Genomic DNA, 18730 nt, shown 5'->3' with positions numbered 1-18730 from the left:
CAGGCGCTAGCTTGCAGGTAGTCCTCCCGGCCGCATCAGCCGCGTACAATTAACCTCCAATTGCAGTGAGTTTGGGTGTATGCGCAAGATCAGGGCTTTGCTGGTGTTGCTTGGCTGTCTCTTTAGCGCGACTGCCCCTGCGGATAGCGGGTTGCGGGTCTGCCAGCATGACGCGGAGAAATACGCGTACCGGATTGAGCTCGGTCAGCTGATTCTTGATCGTACTGCTGAGCGCTATGGCGCGCGGCAAATCCTCCCCGGCGATGGTCCAGACCCATCGCAAGAGCGCTGCCTTGCGTTGCTCGGTAAGGGCTTAGTCGACCTGGCCTACGTGCCGCCAACAGAGGCGCGCCAGCGCGACTTTCTGACGCTGCCGTTCGATCTGCACAACGGCATGCTCGGCTACCGTGTGTTGTTGATTCATCGCGCCGATGCCGCGCGTTTTGCCCAGGTCAATAATCTTGATGATCTGCGCCAATTGCTGGGCGGTTTTGGTAGCCAGTGGGGCGATTTCGCGTTGTTCGCGCGCAACCGTTTGCCGGTGATAGGGGTGGTTAACCCGGACAATCTTTTACCGATGCTCAATAAGCGTCGTTTTGCCTATTACCACCGCGGCTTGCACGAAGCCTGGAAAGAACTCGCGGCCCATGCCGAGCAATACCCGCAGCTGATGGTCGAGCCTCATCTGGCGCTGGTCTACGACCTGCCGGTGTTCTTCACCTTTAATCGCGATAACCCGCAACTCCTGCAGCGGTTCGCCGAGGGGCTTGCGTTGATCCGTGCCGATGGTAGTTTTCGCGCGTTGTTCCAACGTCACTTTGGTCAATTGGCCGAGCGGGCGCAGTTGCAGCAGCGCACGATGATTCCCCTCGATTACCCAGCGTCCCCTGGCTTGCCTGCTCGCGATACCCGCCTATGGCTGACGCCCGTGGAAGCGCCTGCTCTGGCGCCATAAGGCGGCGTGTGGACATGCGTGCTTAGGTCCGGGTGCGCTCGACCAGCCACTGTGGGATGCGCTGTTCTAGGTAGTAAACCGGCTTTCTTAGGCTGCCTGCGACAAAACCGACATGGCCGCCGTGGGCGTGCAGTTCGAATTCGATGCTCGGCGACAGCTCGCTGGCTTCGGGGAGGCTGTGGGGGAACACAAAGGGATCGTCGGCGGCCTGGATGATCAGCGTGGGTGTTTCAATCCGGCCCAGGAAGTAGCGGCTGGAGGCGCGCCGGTAGTAATCCTGAGCATCGTCGTAACCGTGCAGGGGCGCGGTGATGCGCCCGTCGAAGTCCCAGAAGGTACGCATGCCATCCAGGGGGCCGAGTTTTTCCAGGGTGGACAGCCGGTCCGCCATGCCCTGATGGGCGAACAAGCGCTGCTTGTCTTTCACATAAGCCACCATCTCACGCATAAAGCGGCGTTGGTAAACACGTGAAAAGCCCATGCCAATACGGTCGGCGCACTGATCCAGACGAAACGGCACTGACACAGCCACTGCGCCCTGCAGCTGGCTGCCTGCGCCCGTTTCCCCGAGGTACTTGAGCAGCACATTACCGCCCAGCGAATAGCCCACGGCATACAGCGGCGCCATTGGCCGCTGGGCGCGCAGGTGACGCACGGTTTCCGCCAAATCTTCGCTGGCGCCCGAGTGGTAACCGCGGGCCAGCAGGTTGGGCTCACCCGAGCAGCCGCGCCAGTTCAACGCCACACTGGCCCAGCCTTGAGCCGCCAACTGCTGTTGCAGGCCCAGTACATAGAGTGAGCTGGATGAGCCAGTCAGGCCATGCAGCACCAGCACCAGCGGTGCGTCCGCCTGATGCGGGCCGTGCCAGTCGAGGTCGAGAAAGTCACCATCCTCCAGCCACAACCGCTCACGCGTGCGCTCAAGTTTCGCGGGCGTGCGGCACATCGGGTTCCACAGCGTTTGCAGGTGCGGGCCGGGCAGCCACCAGGCGGGTTTGAAGGGCGTTTTCATGGCGGTTATCAGTTGGGAAAGCGCTCAGGCTAGAGCCAGGCGCGGCGCAACGGAAGCTAAATGAAGCACCTGAATGGCAGAGCCTGGCCTAGGGAGGGCTTTATAGCGCCTGGTCTATTGCCTGGTGGGTTACGCCGCAGGCTAACCCACCCTACAAAAGCTTTAGCCGGCCGTACGCTGCCACAGTGCGTAATACACCTGGCCGGCCTTCTGTTCGCGGTGCAAGCGCCAGTTGCCGGGCATGCCGAGGCTGGAGGGGGCGTTTTCGCTTTCGGTATAGACCCAGGCGTCGGCGGCCAGCCAGCCGTTCTGCTCTAGCAAATTACAGGCGGGAAGCAGCAGATCCTGACTGAACGGCGGATCGAGAAACACCAGGTCGAAAGGCGTGGCGGGCTGATTTTGCAGAAAGAGCAGGGCGTCGATCTGCTGCAGTTGGCCGTTGTCGCAGTTCAGCGTTTGCAGGTGGCCGCGCAGGCTGGCGATGGCAGCTGGATTAAGGTCCAACGCCAGGGCGCTGCCGGCGCCGCGCGACAGTGCTTCAAGAAACAGCGCGCCGCTGCCGGCGAACAGGTCGAGTACTTTGGCGCCTTCGACATAGGGCGCCAGCCAGTTGAACAAGGTTTCCCTTACCCGGTTTGGTGTTGGGCGCAGGCCTGCTGCCATGGGGAAGTTGAACTGGCGTGAGCGCCATTGCCCGCCGATGATCCGCAGTTGGCCATCGCCACTGTGGGCGGGGTTGGCTTTTGGCGCCTTGGGTCGCTTGCTCATCAGTGCTCCGGGATGGCAGAAGGTTGCTCGGCGGGGTTGTCGGTCGGCGGCGGCAGTTCTTTCTGTGCCACGGTCGGGCCGGCGGTGACGATCACCAGGGCTTGCGGGTCGAGGTGTTTGGCCATGGCGGCCTTGACCTGCTCGACGCTGAGCGCTTGCACGTCACGCATAAAGTCTTCCAGGTAGCTTAATGGCAGATTGTAGAAGCCCATGGAGCCGAGCTGGCCGACGATGGCGGCGTTGCTCGCGGTGGACAGCGGGAAGCTGCCGGCCAGCTCGCGCTTGGCATTGTCCAGCTCCTGCTCGGTCGGGCCGTTCTTGATGAAGTCGGCGAGCATGCTCTTGACCAGCTGCAGGGTACCGTCGCTGAGTTCGGCGCGGGTTTGCAGGTTGATCATAAACGGCCCGCGCGCCTGCATGGCGGTGAAACCGGAGTAGACGCCGTAGGTCAGGCCGCGTTTTTCACGCACCTCGGTCATCAGGCGAGTACCGAAACCGCCGCCACCGAACACCTGATTGCCCAGGTAGAGCGCGGCGTAGTCCGGGTCACGGCGGTCGATGCCGAGCTGGGCAACCATCAGATGGGTCTGGTTCGATGGAAACTCGATATGCTGCAAACCGGCTTTTGGCTCTTCAGGCTGAGCGATACGTGGCAGCGCCGGACCTTTTGGCAGGGCCGCGGAAACCTGGTTGGCCAGGGCCTCGGCATCGCTGCGCGAGAGGTCGCCGACCAGGGCGATAATCGCGTTGTTGGCGCTATAGGCCTTGGCGTGGAAGGCCTGCAGCTGCTCACGGCTAATGGCCGGGATCGACTCGGAATTGCCATCGCTGGAGTGCGCGTAAGGGTGGTTGCCGTAGAGGCGCTCGAACAGGGCCAGGCCGGCCAGTTTCGCGGGGTTCTGCTTTTGGTATTCGAAGCCGGCCAGCAGCTGGTTCTTGATGCGCGCCAGTGAGTCTTCCGGGAAGGTCGGTTGACCGAGTACCTGATTGAACAGCTGCAGGGCCGGTTCGCGCTGCTCGGCGGCACTCAGGCTGCGCAAGCTGGCAATGGCCATGTCGCGAAATGCACCGTTGCCGAAGTTAGCGCCGAGGTTCTCGAAGCCGGCGGCGATTGCGCCGACATCCTTGCCCGGTACGCCTTCGTTGAGCATGGCGTTGGTCAGCATGGCCAGCCCCTGTACGCCGTCATCATGGCTGCTGCCGGCGGCGAAGGTCAGTTGCAGGTCGAACATCGGCAGCTCGCGGGCTTCGACGAACAGTACCTTGGCGCCTTCGGCGGTTTGCCAGGTCTGGATATTCAGGTCGCGCCGGCTGGGCGCTTGATCACCCAGGGCGGCGAGGGATTCAATGCGAGTGGATTCCGCAGCGGGCGCTGGGGTAGCTGCTTGGCTGTTGGTCGGACGGTTGATCACCAGGGCCAGCAACGCCAGCAGTATTAGTAGCCCTAAGCCGAGCAGGCCATAACGTAGGCCATTGCGCTCACTCATTGCCCTTCTCCTCAGGTAAAACGTGGGCGACGCTTAAGCGGTCGCGGGTAAAGAAGGTGCTGGCGGCTTGTTGAATATCCGCCGGGGTGACGGCTTCCAGTTCGGCCAGCTCTTGATCGATCAGTTTCCATGACAGGCCGACGGTTTCCAGTTGGCCGATGGCGGTGGCCTGGCTGGTAATCGAGTCACGCTCATAGACCAGGCCGGCGATCACTTGCGCACGCACACGCGCCAGCTCCTCGGCGCTTGGTGGGGTGGTTTGCAAGTCTTTAAGTTCGCGCCACAGGCCCGCTTCGACCTGCTCCAGGGTCTTGCCGGTTTGCACGTTGGGGGTGGCGGAAAGAATGAACAGGCTGTCGCCACGGGAAAAACCGTCATACCAGGCGGATGCGCCGGACACCAATTCTTCGCCACGCTCCAGGCGTGTGGGCAAGCGCGCGCTGTAGCCACCGTCGAGCAAGGCGGCAGCCAGGCGCAGGGCATGCACCTGACGCGGCTGCTCGGCGGTAGCCAGGCCGGGAACGTTGAAGCCCATCATCAGGCTCGGTAACTGGGTTTTCAGGTGCAAGGTAATGCGTCGCTCGCCGGGGGCCGCCAGTTCACGCGGGATCTTTGCCGGCGGTACGGCGCGTTTGGGAATGGCGCCGAAATAACGCTGGGCCAGGGTCTGTACTTCATCCTTGGTCACATCGCCCACTACCACCAGGGTGGCGTTGTTCGGGGCGTACCAGGCTTGGTACCAGGCGCGCAGCTCTTCGACTGTCATGCGGTCGAGGTCGGCCATCCAGCCAATAGTCGGGGTGTGGTAGCCGCTGGCGGGGTAGGCCATGGCCTTGAAACGCTCATAGGCCAAGTTCGACGGTTTGTCGTCGGTGCGCAGGCGGCGCTCTTCCTTGATGACCTCGATTTCCTTGGCGAACTCATCGGCCGGCAGTTTGAGGCTGGCCAGGCGGTCGGCTTCCAGCTCCAGGGCGATGGCCAGGCGGTCACGGGCTAATACCTGGTAGTAGGCGGTGTAGTCGTCGCTGGTGAAAGCGTTTTCTTCCGCGCCAAGCTCGCGCAGGATGCGTGACGCGTCGCCGGGGCCGAGTTTGCGGCTGCCTTTGAACATCATGTGTTCAAGGGCGTGGGACAGGCCGGTTTGGCCCGGCGTCTCGTAGCTGGAGCCGACCTTGTACCAGAGCTGGCTGACCACCACGGGGGCGCGGTGGTCTTCGCGCACGATGACCTTGAGGCCGTTGTCCAGGCTGAATTCGTGGGTCGGTTGCGGCGCTGCGGCAAAGGCCAGCAACGGTGTACAGAGCACGCCGAGCAATAAAGCGGCGGTGCGTTGGGCAATCATAGGCATAGAATTTTGACCTGTCGGACGGGCCCGCTTGGTCTTAGCGTCGGCGGGCGCGGAGGTGCTAGGATACGCATCCGTTTTACTGGCGACCACGCCTGCTATGGCATCTGGATATTACAACGCACACTCTTCAGCTTTTTAGCGCTGCGTGAGTCACGCCCCCAGAGCCGTTCGCTGCGTGTCGCACCTTTGAGATAGCCGGCCTCCATGTTTGGTTCCAACGACGACAAGAAGACCCCCGCGCCTCTAGCGCCGACCTCTGCCGAGAAATCTGCCGAGAAAAAAGACCTGTTCGGCTGGCTGCGCAAGAAGCCGCAAACGCCGGCCGATCCTGAGCCGCAACGCGCACCTATAAATGAGCAAACCGCGGCACCGGCACCGGCACCTGAAGTCGAGGCGCCTGCTGCGGTAGTTGCTGTTGTGCCTGTGAGCGAACCCGCTGCGCCCGACGTCCTGCCTGTGAGTGCGCCAGCCGCTGAACCGTCTGCGCCGGTCGTGGCAACGGCTCCGCTTGAGCCGTCCGCGCCTGCTGTGCCCACAGGGCCGCAAGCCAGTGAAGCAACGCCGCCGCGTCCGTCGCGATTCCGCATCAATGCCGGCAGTGAGGTGTTGCATGCGCATGTCGAGGTGCCGGTGGTGGTTGAGCCGGTTGTCGAGCCGCCCGTGGTGGCTGCGCCAGTGGTTGAGCCAGTTAAAAGCGCCGAAGAAACCCGTGCAGGCTTTCTCGATCGCCTCAAGCAAGGCCTGTCGAAAACCAGCGCGAGCCTCGGTGAAGGCATGGCCAGCCTGTTTCTCGGGAAAAAGGCGATCGATGACGATCTGCTGGAAGACCTGGAAACGCGCCTGCTGACCGCCGACGTCGGTGTAGAAGCCACCACCGCCATTATTGGCAACCTGACCAAGCGTGTGGCGCGCAAGGAGCTAGCCGACAGTGGTGCGCTGTACAAGGCACTGCAAGGCGAACTGACCGCGCTGCTCAAACCGGTCGAGCAACCGCTAAAGATCGACAGCAGCAAGCAGCCCTACGTGATTCTTGTTGTTGGCGTGAACGGCGCCGGCAAAACCACCACCATCGGCAAGTTGGCGAAAAAGCTGCAGCAAGATGGCAAGAAGGTCATGTTGGCCGCCGGCGACACCTTCCGCGCCGCCGCCGTTGAGCAGCTGCAAGTGTGGGGTGAGCGTAACCAGATTGCGGTAATTGCCCAGCACACCGGCGCTGATTCCGCCTCGGTGATCTTCGATGCCGTGCAGGCCGCCAAGTCGCGCGGCATGGATGTGCTGATTGCTGATACGGCCGGACGCCTGCACACCAAAGACAACTTGATGGAAGAGTTGAAGAAGGTTCGCCGGGTGATTGGCAAGCTCGACGATACCGCGCCGCACGAAGTGCTGCTGGTGCTGGACGCTGGCACCGGGCAAAACGCGATCAGCCAGGCCAAGCAGTTCCACCAGACCGTCAACCTCACCGGCCTGGCGCTAACCAAGCTGGACGGCACCGCCAAGGGCGGGGTGATCTTCGCCCTGGCTAAGCAGTTTGCCTTGCCGATTCGTTACATCGGCGTCGGCGAGGGCATCGATGACTTGCGGACTTTCGAGGCCGAAGCCTTCGTTCAGGCCCTGTTCGCGGAGAAATAGGATGATCAAATTCGAGCAGGTCGGTAAGCGTTATGCCAACGGTCATGTCGGGCTGCACGAGCTGAGCTTCCATGTGCGCCGTGGCGAGTTTCTCTTCGTTACCGGGCATTCCGGGGCGGGCAAGAGCACGCTACTGCGCCTCCTGCTGGCGATGGAGCGGCCGAGCAGTGGTAAATTGCTGCTGGCCGGGCAGGATCTGTCGCATATCACCAATGCGCAGATCCCCTTTCTGCGGCGGCAGATTGGCGTGGTGTTCCAGAATCATCAACTGTTGTTCGACCGTAGCGTGTTCGACAACGTGGCCCTGCCGATGCAGATTCTTGGCTTGTCCAAGGAGGAAATCGGCACCCGTGTGCGCACGGCGCTGGAGCGTGTATCGCTGGCCGACAAGGCTGATCAGTCTCCTGGTGACCTGTCCACCGGTCAGCAACAGCGTGTCGGTATCGCCCGCGCCGTGGTTCATCGTCCGGCTTTGCTGTTGGCGGATGAGCCCACGGGCAACCTTGACCCGCGGCTGGCCGCCGAGATCATGGGCGTGTTTGAAGACATCAACCGCTTGGGCACCACCGTGCTGATTGCCAGCCACGACCTGGCGCTGATTGCCCGTATGCGCCACCGCATGCTGACCTTGCAGCGCGGCCGTTTGATTGGTGATGGGGAGGCTTTCGTATGAGTGCTACGCGCATGCCGCCGCCGCAACCGGCGCAACGCGTCGGTGCGGCCGCGAAAAAATCCGAATCGCCGACGCCGGACGACGGCCCAAGTTTTTCCAATCAGGTGCATGCGTGGTTGGAAAACCATCGTGCCAGCCTCGTCGATAGCCTGCGCCGGTTGGGTAAGCAGCCGATCGGCAGCTTTTTTACCTGCCTGGTGATGGCCGTCGCCCTGAGCCTGCCTATGGGCCTGGCCCTTCTGCTGGATAACGTCGAGCGACTCGGCGGCTCTTGGCAGCGCGCGGCGCAGATTTCGCTGTTCCTGCAGATCGACGCCAGTGAGGCTCAGGGCCAAGCGTTGCGTGAGCAGATTGGTGCCATGGATGATGTCAGCGATGCCGAGTGGATCAGTCGTGAGCAGGCTTTGGCCGAATTCCAGCAGCAGTCGGGTCTTGGTGAGGCGCTGAAAGAACTGCCGGATAACCCGCTGCCCGGCGTGATCGTGGTCACCCCGCATGAAGTCGACAAGGCCGCCCTGGAAGCCTTGCGCTTGCGCCTGGCTGAGCTGCCCCAGGTGCAACAGGCGCAGCTGGATCTGCTGTGGGTCGAGCGCCTAAGTGCCATGCTCAAGCTAGGTGAGCGCTTTGTTTTTGGCTTGACCCTGTTGCTGGTGATGGCGCTGTTACTGGTTATTGGCAATACCATTCGCCTGCATATCGAGAATCGCCGCACCGAGATCGAGGTGATCAAGCTGGTCGGCGGCACCGACAGCTATGTGCGTCGCCCGTTCCTCTATATGGGTACGCTGTATGGCCTGGGTGCTGGCCTGCTGGCCTGGCTGTTGTTGGCTTATGGGTTGGGTTGGCTGAACGATGCAGTGGTGCGCCTAGCCGGTTTGTATGGCAGTGACTTTGCCTTGGGTGGTGTGCCATTAGCCGATGGTCTATCTCTGCTGCTCGGCGCGGTGCTGTTGGGCTATATTGGCGCCTGGCTGGCGGTCGCTAGACACTTGAGTGAGCTGGCCCCTAGGTAGTAAGTTATTGTTTTGATTGATGTTGACTATGTGTAAGGGAACTTGTGCCTATGCACAAAGTCCCATGGGGCAGTGCTAAACTGCGTCACGATTTGTTAGTCGGAGGATTCAAATGTCCACTTCTTTGCAACCTGTTCATGCTCTGGTTCCGGGTGCCAACCTAGAAGCATACGTGCATGCGGTAAACGGCATCCCGCTGTTGACCCCTGAGCAGGAGCGCGAGCTGGCGGAAAGTCTCTTCTATAAGCAAGACTTGGAAGCCGCCCGGCAGATGGTGTTGGCTCACCTGCGTTTTGTGGTGCATATCGCCCGTAGCTACTCGGGTTATGGCTTGGCCCAGGCTGACCTGATTCAGGAAGGCAACGTTGGCCTGATGAAGGCGGTCAAGCGCTTCAATCCGGAAATGGGCGTACGCCTGGTGTCGTTCGCCGTGCATTGGATTCGTGCGGAAATTCATGAGTTCATTCTGCGTAACTGGCGCATCGTCAAAGTCGCCACCACCAAGGCGCAGCGCAAGCTGTTCTTCAACCTGCGCAGCCAGAAGAAGCGCCTGGCTTGGTTGAATAACGACGAAGTACACGCCGTGGCAGAAAGCCTGGGTGTTGAACCGCGTGAAGTGCGTGAGATGGAAAGCCGTCTGACTGGCCATGACATGGCCTTTGACCCGGCTGCCGAAGCGGACGATGAAAGCGCGTTCAAATCGCCCGCGAACTACTTGGAAGATCACCGCTACGATCCGGCGCTGCAGTTGGAAGATTCCGACTGGAGCGACAGCTCCACCGCCAACTTGCATGTGGCGCTGGAAGGTCTGGATGAGCGCAGCCGTGACATTCTCTACCAGCGCTGGCTGGCTGAGGAAAAAGCCACGCTGCATGACCTGGCTGCCAAGTACAACGTATCCGCTGAGCGTATCCGTCAGTTGGAAAAGAACGCGATGAACAAGCTCAAAGGTTCGATCGCCGCGTAAATCGCGCTACTGTCAAAAGCCGCACCCAGGTGCGGCTTTTTTCTGTCCAAGGAAAACCCTGATGAAATTGCCGCCCATACGCCTGCAGCACGGGCTTGTTTTTGCCGTGATTGCCGCTTTGTTCTTTGCTTGGGGGGCATGGCTGATGCGCCCGCAGCCGCCGGCACAACCCCTGCCTTGGCTGGCCCAGTGGCAGGCCGATGTGCTCACGCCGCTGGCGGATGATCGCTTGAGTTTGGTGCGTCTGCGTGACGCGGTAGAGGGCGAGTTATGGCTGCAGCCCAACCTGGACGGTGCCCGTTTGCTTTACCGCGGTGAGCTGCAGGACGCCGACGGCAACTGGTCTGTAGAGGCCGAAGTGGGGCTGGACAACGCCGAGCGCGAAAGTTTGCTGGCAGCGGCCGGGCTAAAGCCGGCGGACAAGGAACAACCGCTCGGTAATCAGCTGCTGCAGCCACTGGCCAACCACGCGATTGTCGCCATGACGCTATTGCCGACAGCGCCGCTAGACGTGGCGCGATTGGCCGCGAGCATCGGCCAGCCGCGCCTCACGCTGGAGCTGGCGGAAGGTCAGGCCTGGGTGTACCCGGAGCTGGGCGTGACCGCGCATTTACAGGGTGACGAGTTGTACTTTCTGTATGCGGTGCCGCGGCATTTGCTTAAACAGCGATGAGCTAGAAGTTCTTCAACTCATCCGGCCACCACTCGGGGCGGCTGGATTGCAGGCGGTTGAGGTAATGGCTGCCGCCCAGTTGCAGCATCTGCTGGCGAATCCAGTTAGCGCGGCGGCTGATGCGGGCGCTTGGGCGGCTGGCGCTCCACTTGCGTGGGTTGGGTAGCACGGCGGCCAGTAAGCTGGCCTGTTGACGGGACAGGTAAGGCGCGCCGACGTTGAAGTGGTGGCGTGCCGCCGCCTCGGCGCCGAACACGCCGTCGCTCCATTCAACGCTATTGAGGTACACCTCAAGAATCCGCTGTTTGGGCCATAGCAGCTCAATCAAACCGGTAAACCACACCTCAAGACCTTTGCGCAGCCAGCTACGGCCGGACCACAGAAATAAGTTTTTGGCGACTTGCTGGCTAAGTGTGCTGGCCCCGCGTAGCGAGCCGCCTTGCTGGTTGTGCTCCAGGGCTGCTTGTATTGCCGCGACATCGAAGCCCCAGTGCTCGGCGAACTTCTGGTCTTCGCCGGCGATGACGGCCATTTTCAGGTCGTCGGGCAACTCCTTCCAGGGGCGCCAGCTGCGCTGCAGGTCGATCGGCTGATCATCGACCCAGGATTCGATCTTGCGCTCAACCATCAGCGCAGCACCCGGTGGCGGTATCCAGCGCAGCGCCAGCACCAGCAGCGCCGAGCCGATCACTAGATAGAGCACGAATTTAAGCAAGCGGCGGGCGATGAATCGGAGCATGCGTACTTGGCCGAGAAGACATTGCCGGCCATTATAGCCAGCCCTGTGCTGATAGCTGGAGTGATGCATGGCGCGTCTATGGTTATTGCTGTCCACCTGTGCCGGTTTTACCGGTGTCGCCCTAGGTGCTTTTGCCGCGCATGGTTTGAAGAGTCAGCTGACGCCAGCCTATTTGGCGGTCTTTCAAACCGGCACGCACTACCAGCTGATTCACGCGTTGGCTCTGTTGGGTGTCGGGTTATTGGCTTTGCTGCGGCCGGCGCGATTGGTCAATTGCGCCGGTGCGCTATTTACCCTGGGTATCGTGCTGTTTTCTGGCAGCCTGTATGCGTTAACCCTGAGCGGTATTGCTGGGTTGGGAGTGATCACGCCTTTCGGTGGCCTTGCCTTTCTTGCCGGCTGGCTGTGTCTCGGGTTAGCGGTCTGGCGGCTGAAGTAGCGTGGTACGCCTGACCCATAAGTCAGAAAGCAGGACGAGTGGCCGTCTTCAACCTTGGTCAACGCTCACGATCAGGCTAGAATGCCGGCCCTTTTCCCAGTTGTGACCGAGCCGTCATGCATATTCAGTTAAACGGTGAACCATTTGAATTGGCCGACGGTGTCACCGTCGCCGGGTTGATCGATCGTCTGGATCTGGTTGGACGCCGCGTGGCGGTTGAACTCAATCTGGATATCGTGCCGCGCAGCCAGCACGCCACCACCGCCCTGCGCGAAGGTGACCAGGTTGAAGTGGTGCATGCCATCGGTGGCGGTTGAAGTCAGCTGCACGCGCTGACTGCCCGCCCACTTCAAGAGGATTTCCCATGAGCCATGTTCGCAACGACAAACCCTTTACCTTGGCCGGCCGCACCTACAAGTCGCGTTTGCTGGTGGGTACCGGTAAGTACAAGGACCTCGAAGAAACCCGTTTGGCCATCGAGGCCTCGGGTGCTGAGATCGTCACCGTAGCGGTACGCCGGACCAATATCGGGCAAAACCCGGATGAACCGAATCTGCTCGATGTCATCAGTCCCGATAAATACACCATCCTGCCGAATACCGCAGGCTGCTATGACGCCGTGGAAGCCGTGCGCACCTGCCGGCTGGCTCGTGAGCTGCTCGACGGCCACAAGCTGGTCAAGCTGGAAGTGTTGGCCGATCAGAAAACCCTGTTCCCCAATGTGATCGAAACCCTCAAGGCCGCCGAAGTGCTGGTCAAGGACGGTTTTGATGTGATGGTTTACACCAGCGACGATCCCATCATCGCCCGTGAACTGGCGGCGATGGGCTGTATCGCGGTGATGCCGCTGGCCGGTCTAATCGGCACTGGGCTGGGTATCTGCAACCCTTACAACCTGCGCATTATTCTCGAAGAAGCCACAGTCCCAGTGCTGGTCGATGCCGGCGTAGGTACCGCTTCTGATGCGACTATCGCCATGGAGCTGGGCTGCGAGGCCGTGCTAATGAACAGCGCCATTGCCCACGCGCAAAACCCGATTCTGATGGGCGAGGCCATGAAGCACGCCATTATCGCTGGGCGTATGGCCTACCTGGCCGGGCGCATGCCGAAAAAACTCTATGCCAGCGCCTCGTCGCCGCTGGATGGCCTGATCAAGTAAACGCATTCTAAGAGCACAGCATGACTGATTTGCCACAACAGCCCGAGCCGGCTGAAGACACTTCCAAGCACCGCGCGATCAAGAGTTTCGTGATGCGTGCCGGGCGCATGACCGAAGGCCAGCAACGTGGCCTCGATCAGGGCTGGCCGAAGTTCGGCCTGCAACTGGAGGATGGCTTGCGCGATTTCGACCAGGTATTCGGCCGCAGCGCGCCGCGTACCTTCGAAATCGGTTTTGGCATGGGCCACTCGACCCTGGAAATGGCCGCCGCAGCGCCTGAGCAGGACTTTATCGGGGTTGAGGTGCACCGTCCGGGTGTCGGCGCACTGCTCAATGGTCTGATGACGCAAAACCTCAGCAATATGCGCGTCTACAGCTGTGATGCGCTGGAGGTGCTGCGAAATTGTGTGGCTGACGCCAGCCTTGAGCGGGTGCTGCTATTCTTCCCGGACCCGTGGCACAAGGCCAAGCATAACAAGCGCCGTATCGTACAACCGGCCTTTGCCGAACTGGTGAGGCAGAAGCTCAAGATCGGTGGTGTGCTGCACATGGCCACCGATTGGCAACCTTATGCCGAGTACATGCTGGAGGTGATGAACGTAGCCCCCGGTTACCAGAACCTGGCTGAAGATGGCCAGTATGTACCGCGCCCAGCGGAGCGCCCGACTACCAAGTTCGAGCGTCGCGGCGAGCGCCTCGGGCACGGCGTGTGGGATTTGAAGTTCCAGCGCATCAGTTGATTGATTCGCGCGCTGAGTTTCTGGCGCAGTAAGACCCTAAGCACAAGGATGATTGCACAAGATCGGAATAATCCGACGTCCGCCAGGATGGCTCCTCACCAAGACGGCACACAAACCCAGGCCCTGATAGCCTGGGTCATAAAAACAGCAGCCCTGCCTCTGGCCAGGCTGCGAGGAGATCGCTGTGTTGAGAACGCTTGCAATTCTGCTACTGGCTACGTGTGCGCTACAGGCACAGGCCAAAGTCGACAGTACCCAGGCCGCGCGTCTGGGTCAGGACCTGACTCCGCTGGGCGGAGAGCGCGCGGGTAATACCGCTGGCACCATTCCCGCTTGGGATGGAGGCCTGGCACAACCGCCGGCCAACTACCAGCCGGGTATGCACCATCCGGACCCTTACGCTGCCGATGCCATGCTGTACCAGATCAACAGCCAAAATATGGCGCAGTACCAGGCGCAGCTGCCTGCGGGCTTGCAAACCCTGCTGACGAAAAATCCGGATTATTTCCTGCGAGTTTTCCCCACCCGTCGTAGTGCGGCTGCACCGCAACGTATCTATGATGCTACGCGCTTCAATGCGCAGAACGCTGAGTTGATCTCGGGTGGCAACGGTGTCGACGGTGCGGCAGCGGGTATTCCTTTCCCTCTGCCTAAAACCGGCCAGGAAGCCATCTGGAACCACATCATGCGTTACCGCGGGGACCAGATCAGCTTTGTCACCAATCAGGCGGCTGTGCTGTCCAGCGGTGCTTTCAACCTGCTCAAACTGGAGCGTGATGTTTACTTCCTCTATGGCCGTGAAGGCGTCAGCCCGCAGGACTTGGACAACACCCTGTTTTACTACAAGTACAAAGTAGTCGCGCCTTCCAAGCTCGCCGGCTCGGCATTGGTGGTGCAGGAAACGCTCGATCAGGTACTGGCGATCCGCAAGGCTTGGCGCTTCAGCCGCGGTGAGCGCCGCGTTCGCCGCTTGCCAATGTTGGCCTATGACTCCATGCAGCCCGATACCAATGGCATGGCCACCGCTGACGTTGTCGACTCCTACAACGGTGCCCCCGATCGGTATGAGTGGAACCTGGTAGGCAAGCAAGAAATGCTGGTGCCGTACAACAGCTATGCCGTGCACCAGAAGGGCATTCCTTACGACAACATCGTGCGCAGTGATGCGCTTAATCCCGAGTTGCTGCGCTACGAGCTGCACCGGGTGTGGGTGGTCGAGGCCGATTTGCGCAAAGGCTTCAGTCATCCGTATGCCAAGCGCCGTTTTTATATCGACGAAGACAGCTGGCAGATTCTCGCTGTTGATCTGTACGACAAGAACGGTGAGCTGAGCGGCCTGCAGGAAAGCCACCCGATCAGCTACTACGACGTGCCAATGTTCGGCAGCACCCTGGAGACCATCTACGACTTCAAGGGGGGGCGCTACTTCGTTGATGGCCTGGATAACAATGAGCCGATGTACGACTTCAACGCCAAGCTATCGCCGCGCGACTTCACCCCGCAAGCGTTGCGCCTAGGCAACTGAACCTCGGTAGCACTGAAAAAAACCGCCTCTTCGCAGGCGGTTTTTTTATTTGTGGGTAACTGCAGTAGTTCATGTTGGTCGGACTATTTTGCTTTGTGCCGGCTATCAATCTCTTGGTTATGCAGGGCATGTCAGGGGTGTGCTGAGCCAGTGTCTATTGCTGGTTGCGATGCTGTGAAGTGGTTTGCCACAACTGGGGCAAGAGTATTTATGGCCGGGGCTATCAGCGCGGTCAGCCGGTGCGTTTGTCGTCGCCGGATCGCACGCGGTTCGGCTGGCTTTTCATCAGGCCGGTCGAGGTTGTGCCGGTTGAAATTTTCACGGCGGCTGTTTAGTCGCGACTGATGGCTTGGCTGATCAGCGCTGTCGTGACAGGTGTGAGGGTGGCTGTCAGCTGCTGGGTGGATTTGTCTGGGAAGTGCAGGCTCTCGCGGCGGCCATGGCGGCGCAGGGTCACGTGCTGGCGTTGGACGCTGTCGAGGGTCACACCTCGAGCGATGGTTGCGCCCACCATAAAACGCTCAGCGGTCTGGCCGGCTTGGCCGATGATGGCGCTGGAGCGGCTGCTTTGCGGGTGATTGAAGGCGGCCACCAAGGTCAGTTGCAGGGAGGTGGCTGGAGCCGGGCCACTCGTGTCGAGAAGAGGGGCGCCGAACAGCGCTGCCAACTGCTGCTGATCGATAACCGGTTGCACCGGGGCGTGCGCCACGGGCGCTAAGTTGATCGGGCTATGCAGTAGTCGCCAGAAGGCCGCGCCCTGATAGGCCAGGCTGAGGCTGCCGGCCAGCAGTAGCAGCAGGCACAGGCCTGCGATCAGATGCTCCGAGGCGATAGGCAGGGCTGTTTTGCTGGGCGGCAACATAGAAACTCCTTAATGAAAAAGCCCATGACTGCTGAGGCAGCCATGGGCTCGGGTGCTACTGGGTGTTTACAGCTTGCCGATGCTGACGTTGTCGATAAACAGCGACTCGCGACGTTGGGTGCCCAGGATCAGCAGGTCAACGCGGCGCAGGGTGCCGGCTGGCAGTTGTACCTCCTGCTGCAGCTTGCTCCAGCTGCCACCACGGGTGGGACGCTGGCCAAGTGACAGATACTGGCCGCGGCCGTTGCCATCCTCGACATACAGGTAGGCGTAGGCGATGGCGCTAACCGCACTGCTACGGCCAATGCTCAGATCGGCCGAAACGCGATAGCGATTACCGGCCTGGACATTGCCGAGCAGGCTGACGCTGGCTCCGGCGCCTTCGTACTGGCGCTGGTAGGCTTCCAGGGCCTGCCGGCTGCCGCTGGCGAAGGTGCTGGCGCGAGCGCTGCCATGGAAGCCAGACCAGCCACCAATGCCATTCTCGAAGTTCCAGCCGAACTGGGTTGGTGCCGGTGGTGTAGGAGGCGCAGCGGCCTGGACTTCTTGCAGTTCGACTTCATCAACCAGCAGGCTGCTGCCGCTGTCGCTCCAGATCGCCACATACAGATTGCGCACGTTGCTTGGCGTTGTGTAAGTGAAGGATTTTTCCAGGCGGCTGAACTCGTTGCCAGTCACGGACAGGCTGACAGTCTGTTCGGCGCTGTAGGTAAAGCGGCCATCGGTGCTTTCCTGCAGGATCGCCACGCGCACGTTTTCACGGTTGTCGCGGACCTTGAGCATGGCCTTGGCTTTCAGGCGATATTGCGCGCCGGCAGTCAGGCCGGTGACCGGTGTGGCCAGTACGTCGAAGGACTGCGCGTCCATTTGCAGCGCATTGTCGCGGCAGTTCAAGGCCACATTGACCAGGCTCAGCTGAGCCTGGCCGAACAGCGCACGCCAGCCTTCGTTGCTATTGAACTCGCCGTTGCTGACCAGACCCTTGAGCGCAGGTTTGCTGCACCAGGGTAGTTCGGCCGGTGGCGTGGTCGGGTTGCCTGTGCCGGGGTTAGTGGTGATCGGTACCTGGGTGGCGCGGAAGGTAGCGATCTGCCCGGCCATGGTGTTAAGCGAGCGCACGGCATCGGAGCGATCGGGCATGCCGCAAGGCTGGTTTGCGCAGTCGGCGTCATTCAGCTGCGGGTTGGAGAATACCGGCGCCTGACGGCGCGCGCCGAAGACCTGCGGGTACGCCATGATGGTGCTGAACTGCCCCTGGACGCCATAGCCACGGCTCCATTCGTGGGTGCCGTTGTGGCCGTTGGCGCTGTAGTAGCCTTCCTGCTGGTCCTGCTCGTAGGAATGGCGCAGGCCCATATTGTGGCCGGCTTCATGGGCGAAGGTGCTGAGGCTGCAGTCGACACCGGTTAGGCCATAGGCCATTTCCTTGGCACCGCTGTTGAAGCGGTCGCTGTTCTTCGCCCCAGTGCCCATCCAGGCGATACCGCAGACGCCATAACCCTGGCCCTGGGTGGTGCGGTTGATCAGCTGTACCACGTCGGCGCCGTATTGCTCGCGCAAGCGCTTTACCTGGGCGTCGTCGGTGAACTTGTTCAGGGTGGCGCTGGACACGTCGTAGTAATTGGCCCAGTCGAGCAGCTGCTTGTGCACCAGGCGCAGGCGGATGTTCACCCCGCTTTTGGCGTAGGCCGTGTTGGTGTATTCGATATAGCTGGCGATGCGTGCGTCGATATCGCGGCCGTTGGGCAGGCTCTGCGCGTCTTTGGTGTAGAGCACCATGATGTCGACGGTTTCCGGGTTGGCCTGAGCGCTATGGGCGGTCAGGGCCAGTGCGAGGGCGGAGAGCCATTGCACTTTTTTCATATCAGCATTCCTTGTGCGATGTGGGTAAGCGGTGATCAGCCCTGGGTGGGCGGTGGCAGCGGAGCCAGTTCTTTATGGTCGTAGTGCAGGCTGTCGTTGGGATCGGCCCGCATTACCAGCTGGTTTTCATCGGTGATCACCGTCTTGCCGGTGGCGTTATCGATGATGATCGACAGGCTGCCGTCGAGCGTGGCGACGGTGATATGGGTCTCCAGCGCGCCCTTCACCAGGGTCATGCTTTCCACCTCGTCGCCATCGATCAGGCTGCCTTGCCATACGGCGCTGCCGGCGGTGTTGCGAGTTTCGCCGAGGGTGGCGCGGGTTGGGCTGCTACGTCCCGGGAGTGCCAGGGAGACCACCTGACCGACTGCAAGGTTGCTGAGTTGCTGTGGGTCGACCAGGGTCAGGTGCTGAGTGATGCCATTGCTTTCGGTTTCCTGCAGCGAGTCTGCGTCCCAGAGCGTGGCCTGTGCGGCGCTGCTGGTGGTCACGGGCGGTTTGGCCTGCAGGGTGGAGACGCCGCTGGCGCCTTGGCTGGCTGCCTGGCTCGCGGGCGCGGCTGTGCTCTGGCTGGGCGCGGGCGATTTGCCGCCCTCGCTGTTGTTCGATGCTGCCTGGGTTGGCTTTGGCTGCTCAAGGTCAGCCGAGAGCACGACCCCTAAGACGCCGCCGACAATGGCGGTGGCGACTGCGGCTGTAATCCAGCGTTTTGACATGCGACTGCTCCATTAGTCTGGAAAGTTGAAGCAGCGCAGTCTAGGTAGAGCCTTTGCGGTTATTCGCTATGCAGTTCACAGGCAGAGGGTATGGGCAGGGCCAGCTTATCTAATTTGGACGCTGGTCTCATATGGAGGGTGTGCCACGTCTCGCTGGAA

The 18730-nt window shown here is 61.0% G+C and carries 19 protein-coding genes; 11 read left to right on the top strand and 8 right to left on the bottom strand.

Going from position 1 to position 18730, the window contains the following annotated elements; all coding sequences use genetic code 11:
* Positions 1-79: 79 nt before the first annotated feature.
* The gene (locus D8779_RS05600) at positions 80-955 is read left to right on the top strand and encodes a substrate-binding periplasmic protein (protein ID WP_136663458.1); all 876 of its coding nucleotides are present in this window, start codon (positions 80-82) and stop codon (positions 953-955) included.
* Between the two features lie 22 nt (positions 956-977).
* Here the strand turns inward: D8779_RS05600 and D8779_RS05595 are convergent, their stop codons facing one another.
* From D8779_RS05595 to D8779_RS05580, 4 genes are all read right to left on the bottom strand, one after another.
* On the bottom strand, positions 978-1967 hold the full coding sequence (locus D8779_RS05595) for a hydrolase (protein ID WP_136663457.1): 990 nt from the start codon (positions 1965-1967) through the stop codon (positions 978-980).
* Positions 1968-2129: 162 nt separating this feature from the next.
* The gene (gene rsmD, locus D8779_RS05590; protein WP_136663456.1) at positions 2130-2735 is read right to left on the bottom strand and encodes a 16S rRNA (guanine(966)-N(2))-methyltransferase RsmD; all 606 of its coding nucleotides are present in this window, start codon (positions 2733-2735) and stop codon (positions 2130-2132) included.
* A complete protein-coding gene (locus D8779_RS05585; RefSeq protein WP_136663455.1) occupies positions 2735-4222 on the bottom strand; it encodes a M16 family metallopeptidase in 1488 nt (495 codons plus the stop codon). Before D8779_RS05585 ends, rsmD begins: the two co-directional genes overlap by 1 nt.
* Positions 4215-5570: a M16 family metallopeptidase gene (locus D8779_RS05580; protein ID WP_136663454.1), complete on the bottom strand. Its 1356-nt coding sequence runs from the start codon at positions 5568-5570 to the stop codon at positions 4215-4217. The genes D8779_RS05585 and D8779_RS05580 overlap by 8 nt, the downstream gene beginning before the upstream one ends.
* Positions 5571-5774: 204 nt before the next feature.
* Here D8779_RS05580 and ftsY point away from each other — a divergent pair, with 204 nt between their 5' ends.
* The 5 genes from ftsY (at position 5775) to D8779_RS05555 (ending at position 10528) form a co-directional block, all read left to right on the top strand.
* Positions 5775-7202 carry a signal recognition particle-docking protein FtsY gene (gene ftsY, locus D8779_RS05575; protein ID WP_136663453.1) on the top strand — a complete coding sequence of 476 codons (1428 nt, stop codon included), beginning with the start codon at positions 5775-5777 and terminating at the stop codon, positions 7200-7202.
* Between the two features lies 1 nt (position 7203).
* The gene (gene ftsE / locus D8779_RS05570) at positions 7204-7875 is read left to right on the top strand and encodes a cell division ATP-binding protein FtsE (protein WP_136663452.1); all 672 of its coding nucleotides are present in this window, start codon (positions 7204-7206) and stop codon (positions 7873-7875) included.
* Positions 7872-8888 (top strand): permease-like cell division protein FtsX, encoded by a 1017-nt coding sequence (gene ftsX, locus D8779_RS05565; RefSeq protein WP_136663451.1) that lies wholly within the window; start codon positions 7872-7874, stop codon positions 8886-8888. Before ftsE ends, ftsX begins: the two co-directional genes overlap by 4 nt.
* A 112-nt stretch (positions 8889-9000) precedes the next feature.
* Positions 9001-9855 (top strand): RNA polymerase sigma factor RpoH, encoded by an 855-nt coding sequence (gene rpoH / locus D8779_RS05560; RefSeq protein ID WP_136663450.1) that lies wholly within the window; start codon positions 9001-9003, stop codon positions 9853-9855.
* A 61-nt stretch (positions 9856-9916) separates the two neighbouring features.
* On the top strand, positions 9917-10528 hold the full coding sequence (locus tag D8779_RS05555; protein ID WP_136663449.1) for a hypothetical protein: 612 nt from the start codon (positions 9917-9919) through the stop codon (positions 10526-10528).
* A 1-nt stretch (position 10529) separates the two neighbouring features.
* Here D8779_RS05555 and mtgA read toward each other — a convergent pair whose 3' ends face one another.
* Positions 10530-11267 (bottom strand): monofunctional biosynthetic peptidoglycan transglycosylase, encoded by a 738-nt coding sequence (gene mtgA, locus D8779_RS05550; protein ID WP_136663448.1) that lies wholly within the window; start codon positions 11265-11267, stop codon positions 10530-10532.
* Between the two features lie 67 nt (positions 11268-11334).
* Here mtgA and D8779_RS05545 point away from each other — a divergent pair, with 67 nt between their 5' ends.
* From D8779_RS05545 to D8779_RS05525, 5 genes are all read left to right on the top strand, one after another.
* Positions 11335-11706 (top strand): DUF423 domain-containing protein, encoded by a 372-nt coding sequence (locus tag D8779_RS05545; protein WP_136663447.1) that lies wholly within the window; start codon positions 11335-11337, stop codon positions 11704-11706.
* A 116-nt stretch (positions 11707-11822) separates the two neighbouring features.
* Entirely contained in the window at positions 11823-12023 is a 201-nt protein-coding gene (gene thiS, locus D8779_RS05540) for a sulfur carrier protein ThiS (protein ID WP_136663446.1), read from the top strand.
* 47 nt (positions 12024-12070) lie between these two features.
* Positions 12071-12865 carry a thiazole synthase gene (locus D8779_RS05535; protein WP_136663445.1) on the top strand — a complete coding sequence of 265 codons (795 nt, stop codon included), beginning with the start codon at positions 12071-12073 and terminating at the stop codon, positions 12863-12865.
* Positions 12866-12885: 20 nt separating this feature from the next.
* Positions 12886-13605 (top strand): tRNA (guanosine(46)-N7)-methyltransferase TrmB, encoded by a 720-nt coding sequence (trmB, locus tag D8779_RS05530; protein ID WP_136663444.1) that lies wholly within the window; start codon positions 12886-12888, stop codon positions 13603-13605.
* A 184-nt stretch (positions 13606-13789) separates the two neighbouring features.
* Positions 13790-15130 (top strand): DUF1329 domain-containing protein, encoded by a 1341-nt coding sequence (locus D8779_RS05525; protein WP_136663443.1) that lies wholly within the window; start codon positions 13790-13792, stop codon positions 15128-15130.
* Between the two features lie 331 nt (positions 15131-15461).
* Here the strand turns inward: D8779_RS05525 and D8779_RS05520 are convergent, their stop codons facing one another.
* From D8779_RS05520 to bamI, 3 genes are all read right to left on the bottom strand, one after another.
* The gene (locus D8779_RS05520; RefSeq protein ID WP_136663442.1) at positions 15462-15992 is read right to left on the bottom strand and encodes a type II secretion system protein N; all 531 of its coding nucleotides are present in this window, start codon (positions 15990-15992) and stop codon (positions 15462-15464) included.
* A gap of 66 nt (positions 15993-16058) precedes the next feature.
* Positions 16059-17855: a biofilm-associated metzincin protease Mep72 gene (mep72, locus tag D8779_RS05515; protein ID WP_136663441.1), complete on the bottom strand. Its 1797-nt coding sequence runs from the start codon at positions 17853-17855 to the stop codon at positions 16059-16061.
* Positions 17856-17890: 35 nt separating this feature from the next.
* The gene (gene bamI, locus D8779_RS05510; protein ID WP_136663440.1) at positions 17891-18571 is read right to left on the bottom strand and encodes a biofilm-associated metzincin protease inhibitor BamI; all 681 of its coding nucleotides are present in this window, start codon (positions 18569-18571) and stop codon (positions 17891-17893) included.
* Positions 18572-18730 lie beyond the last annotated feature (159 nt).

The sequence above is a fragment of the Pseudomonas leptonychotis genome, from assembly GCF_004920405.1.
Lineage (GTDB): Bacteria > Pseudomonadota > Gammaproteobacteria > Pseudomonadales > Pseudomonadaceae > Aquipseudomonas > Aquipseudomonas leptonychotis.
The sequence above is the reverse complement of the archived record's forward strand: the minus strand, read 5'-3'. Positions and strand labels throughout refer to the sequence as shown.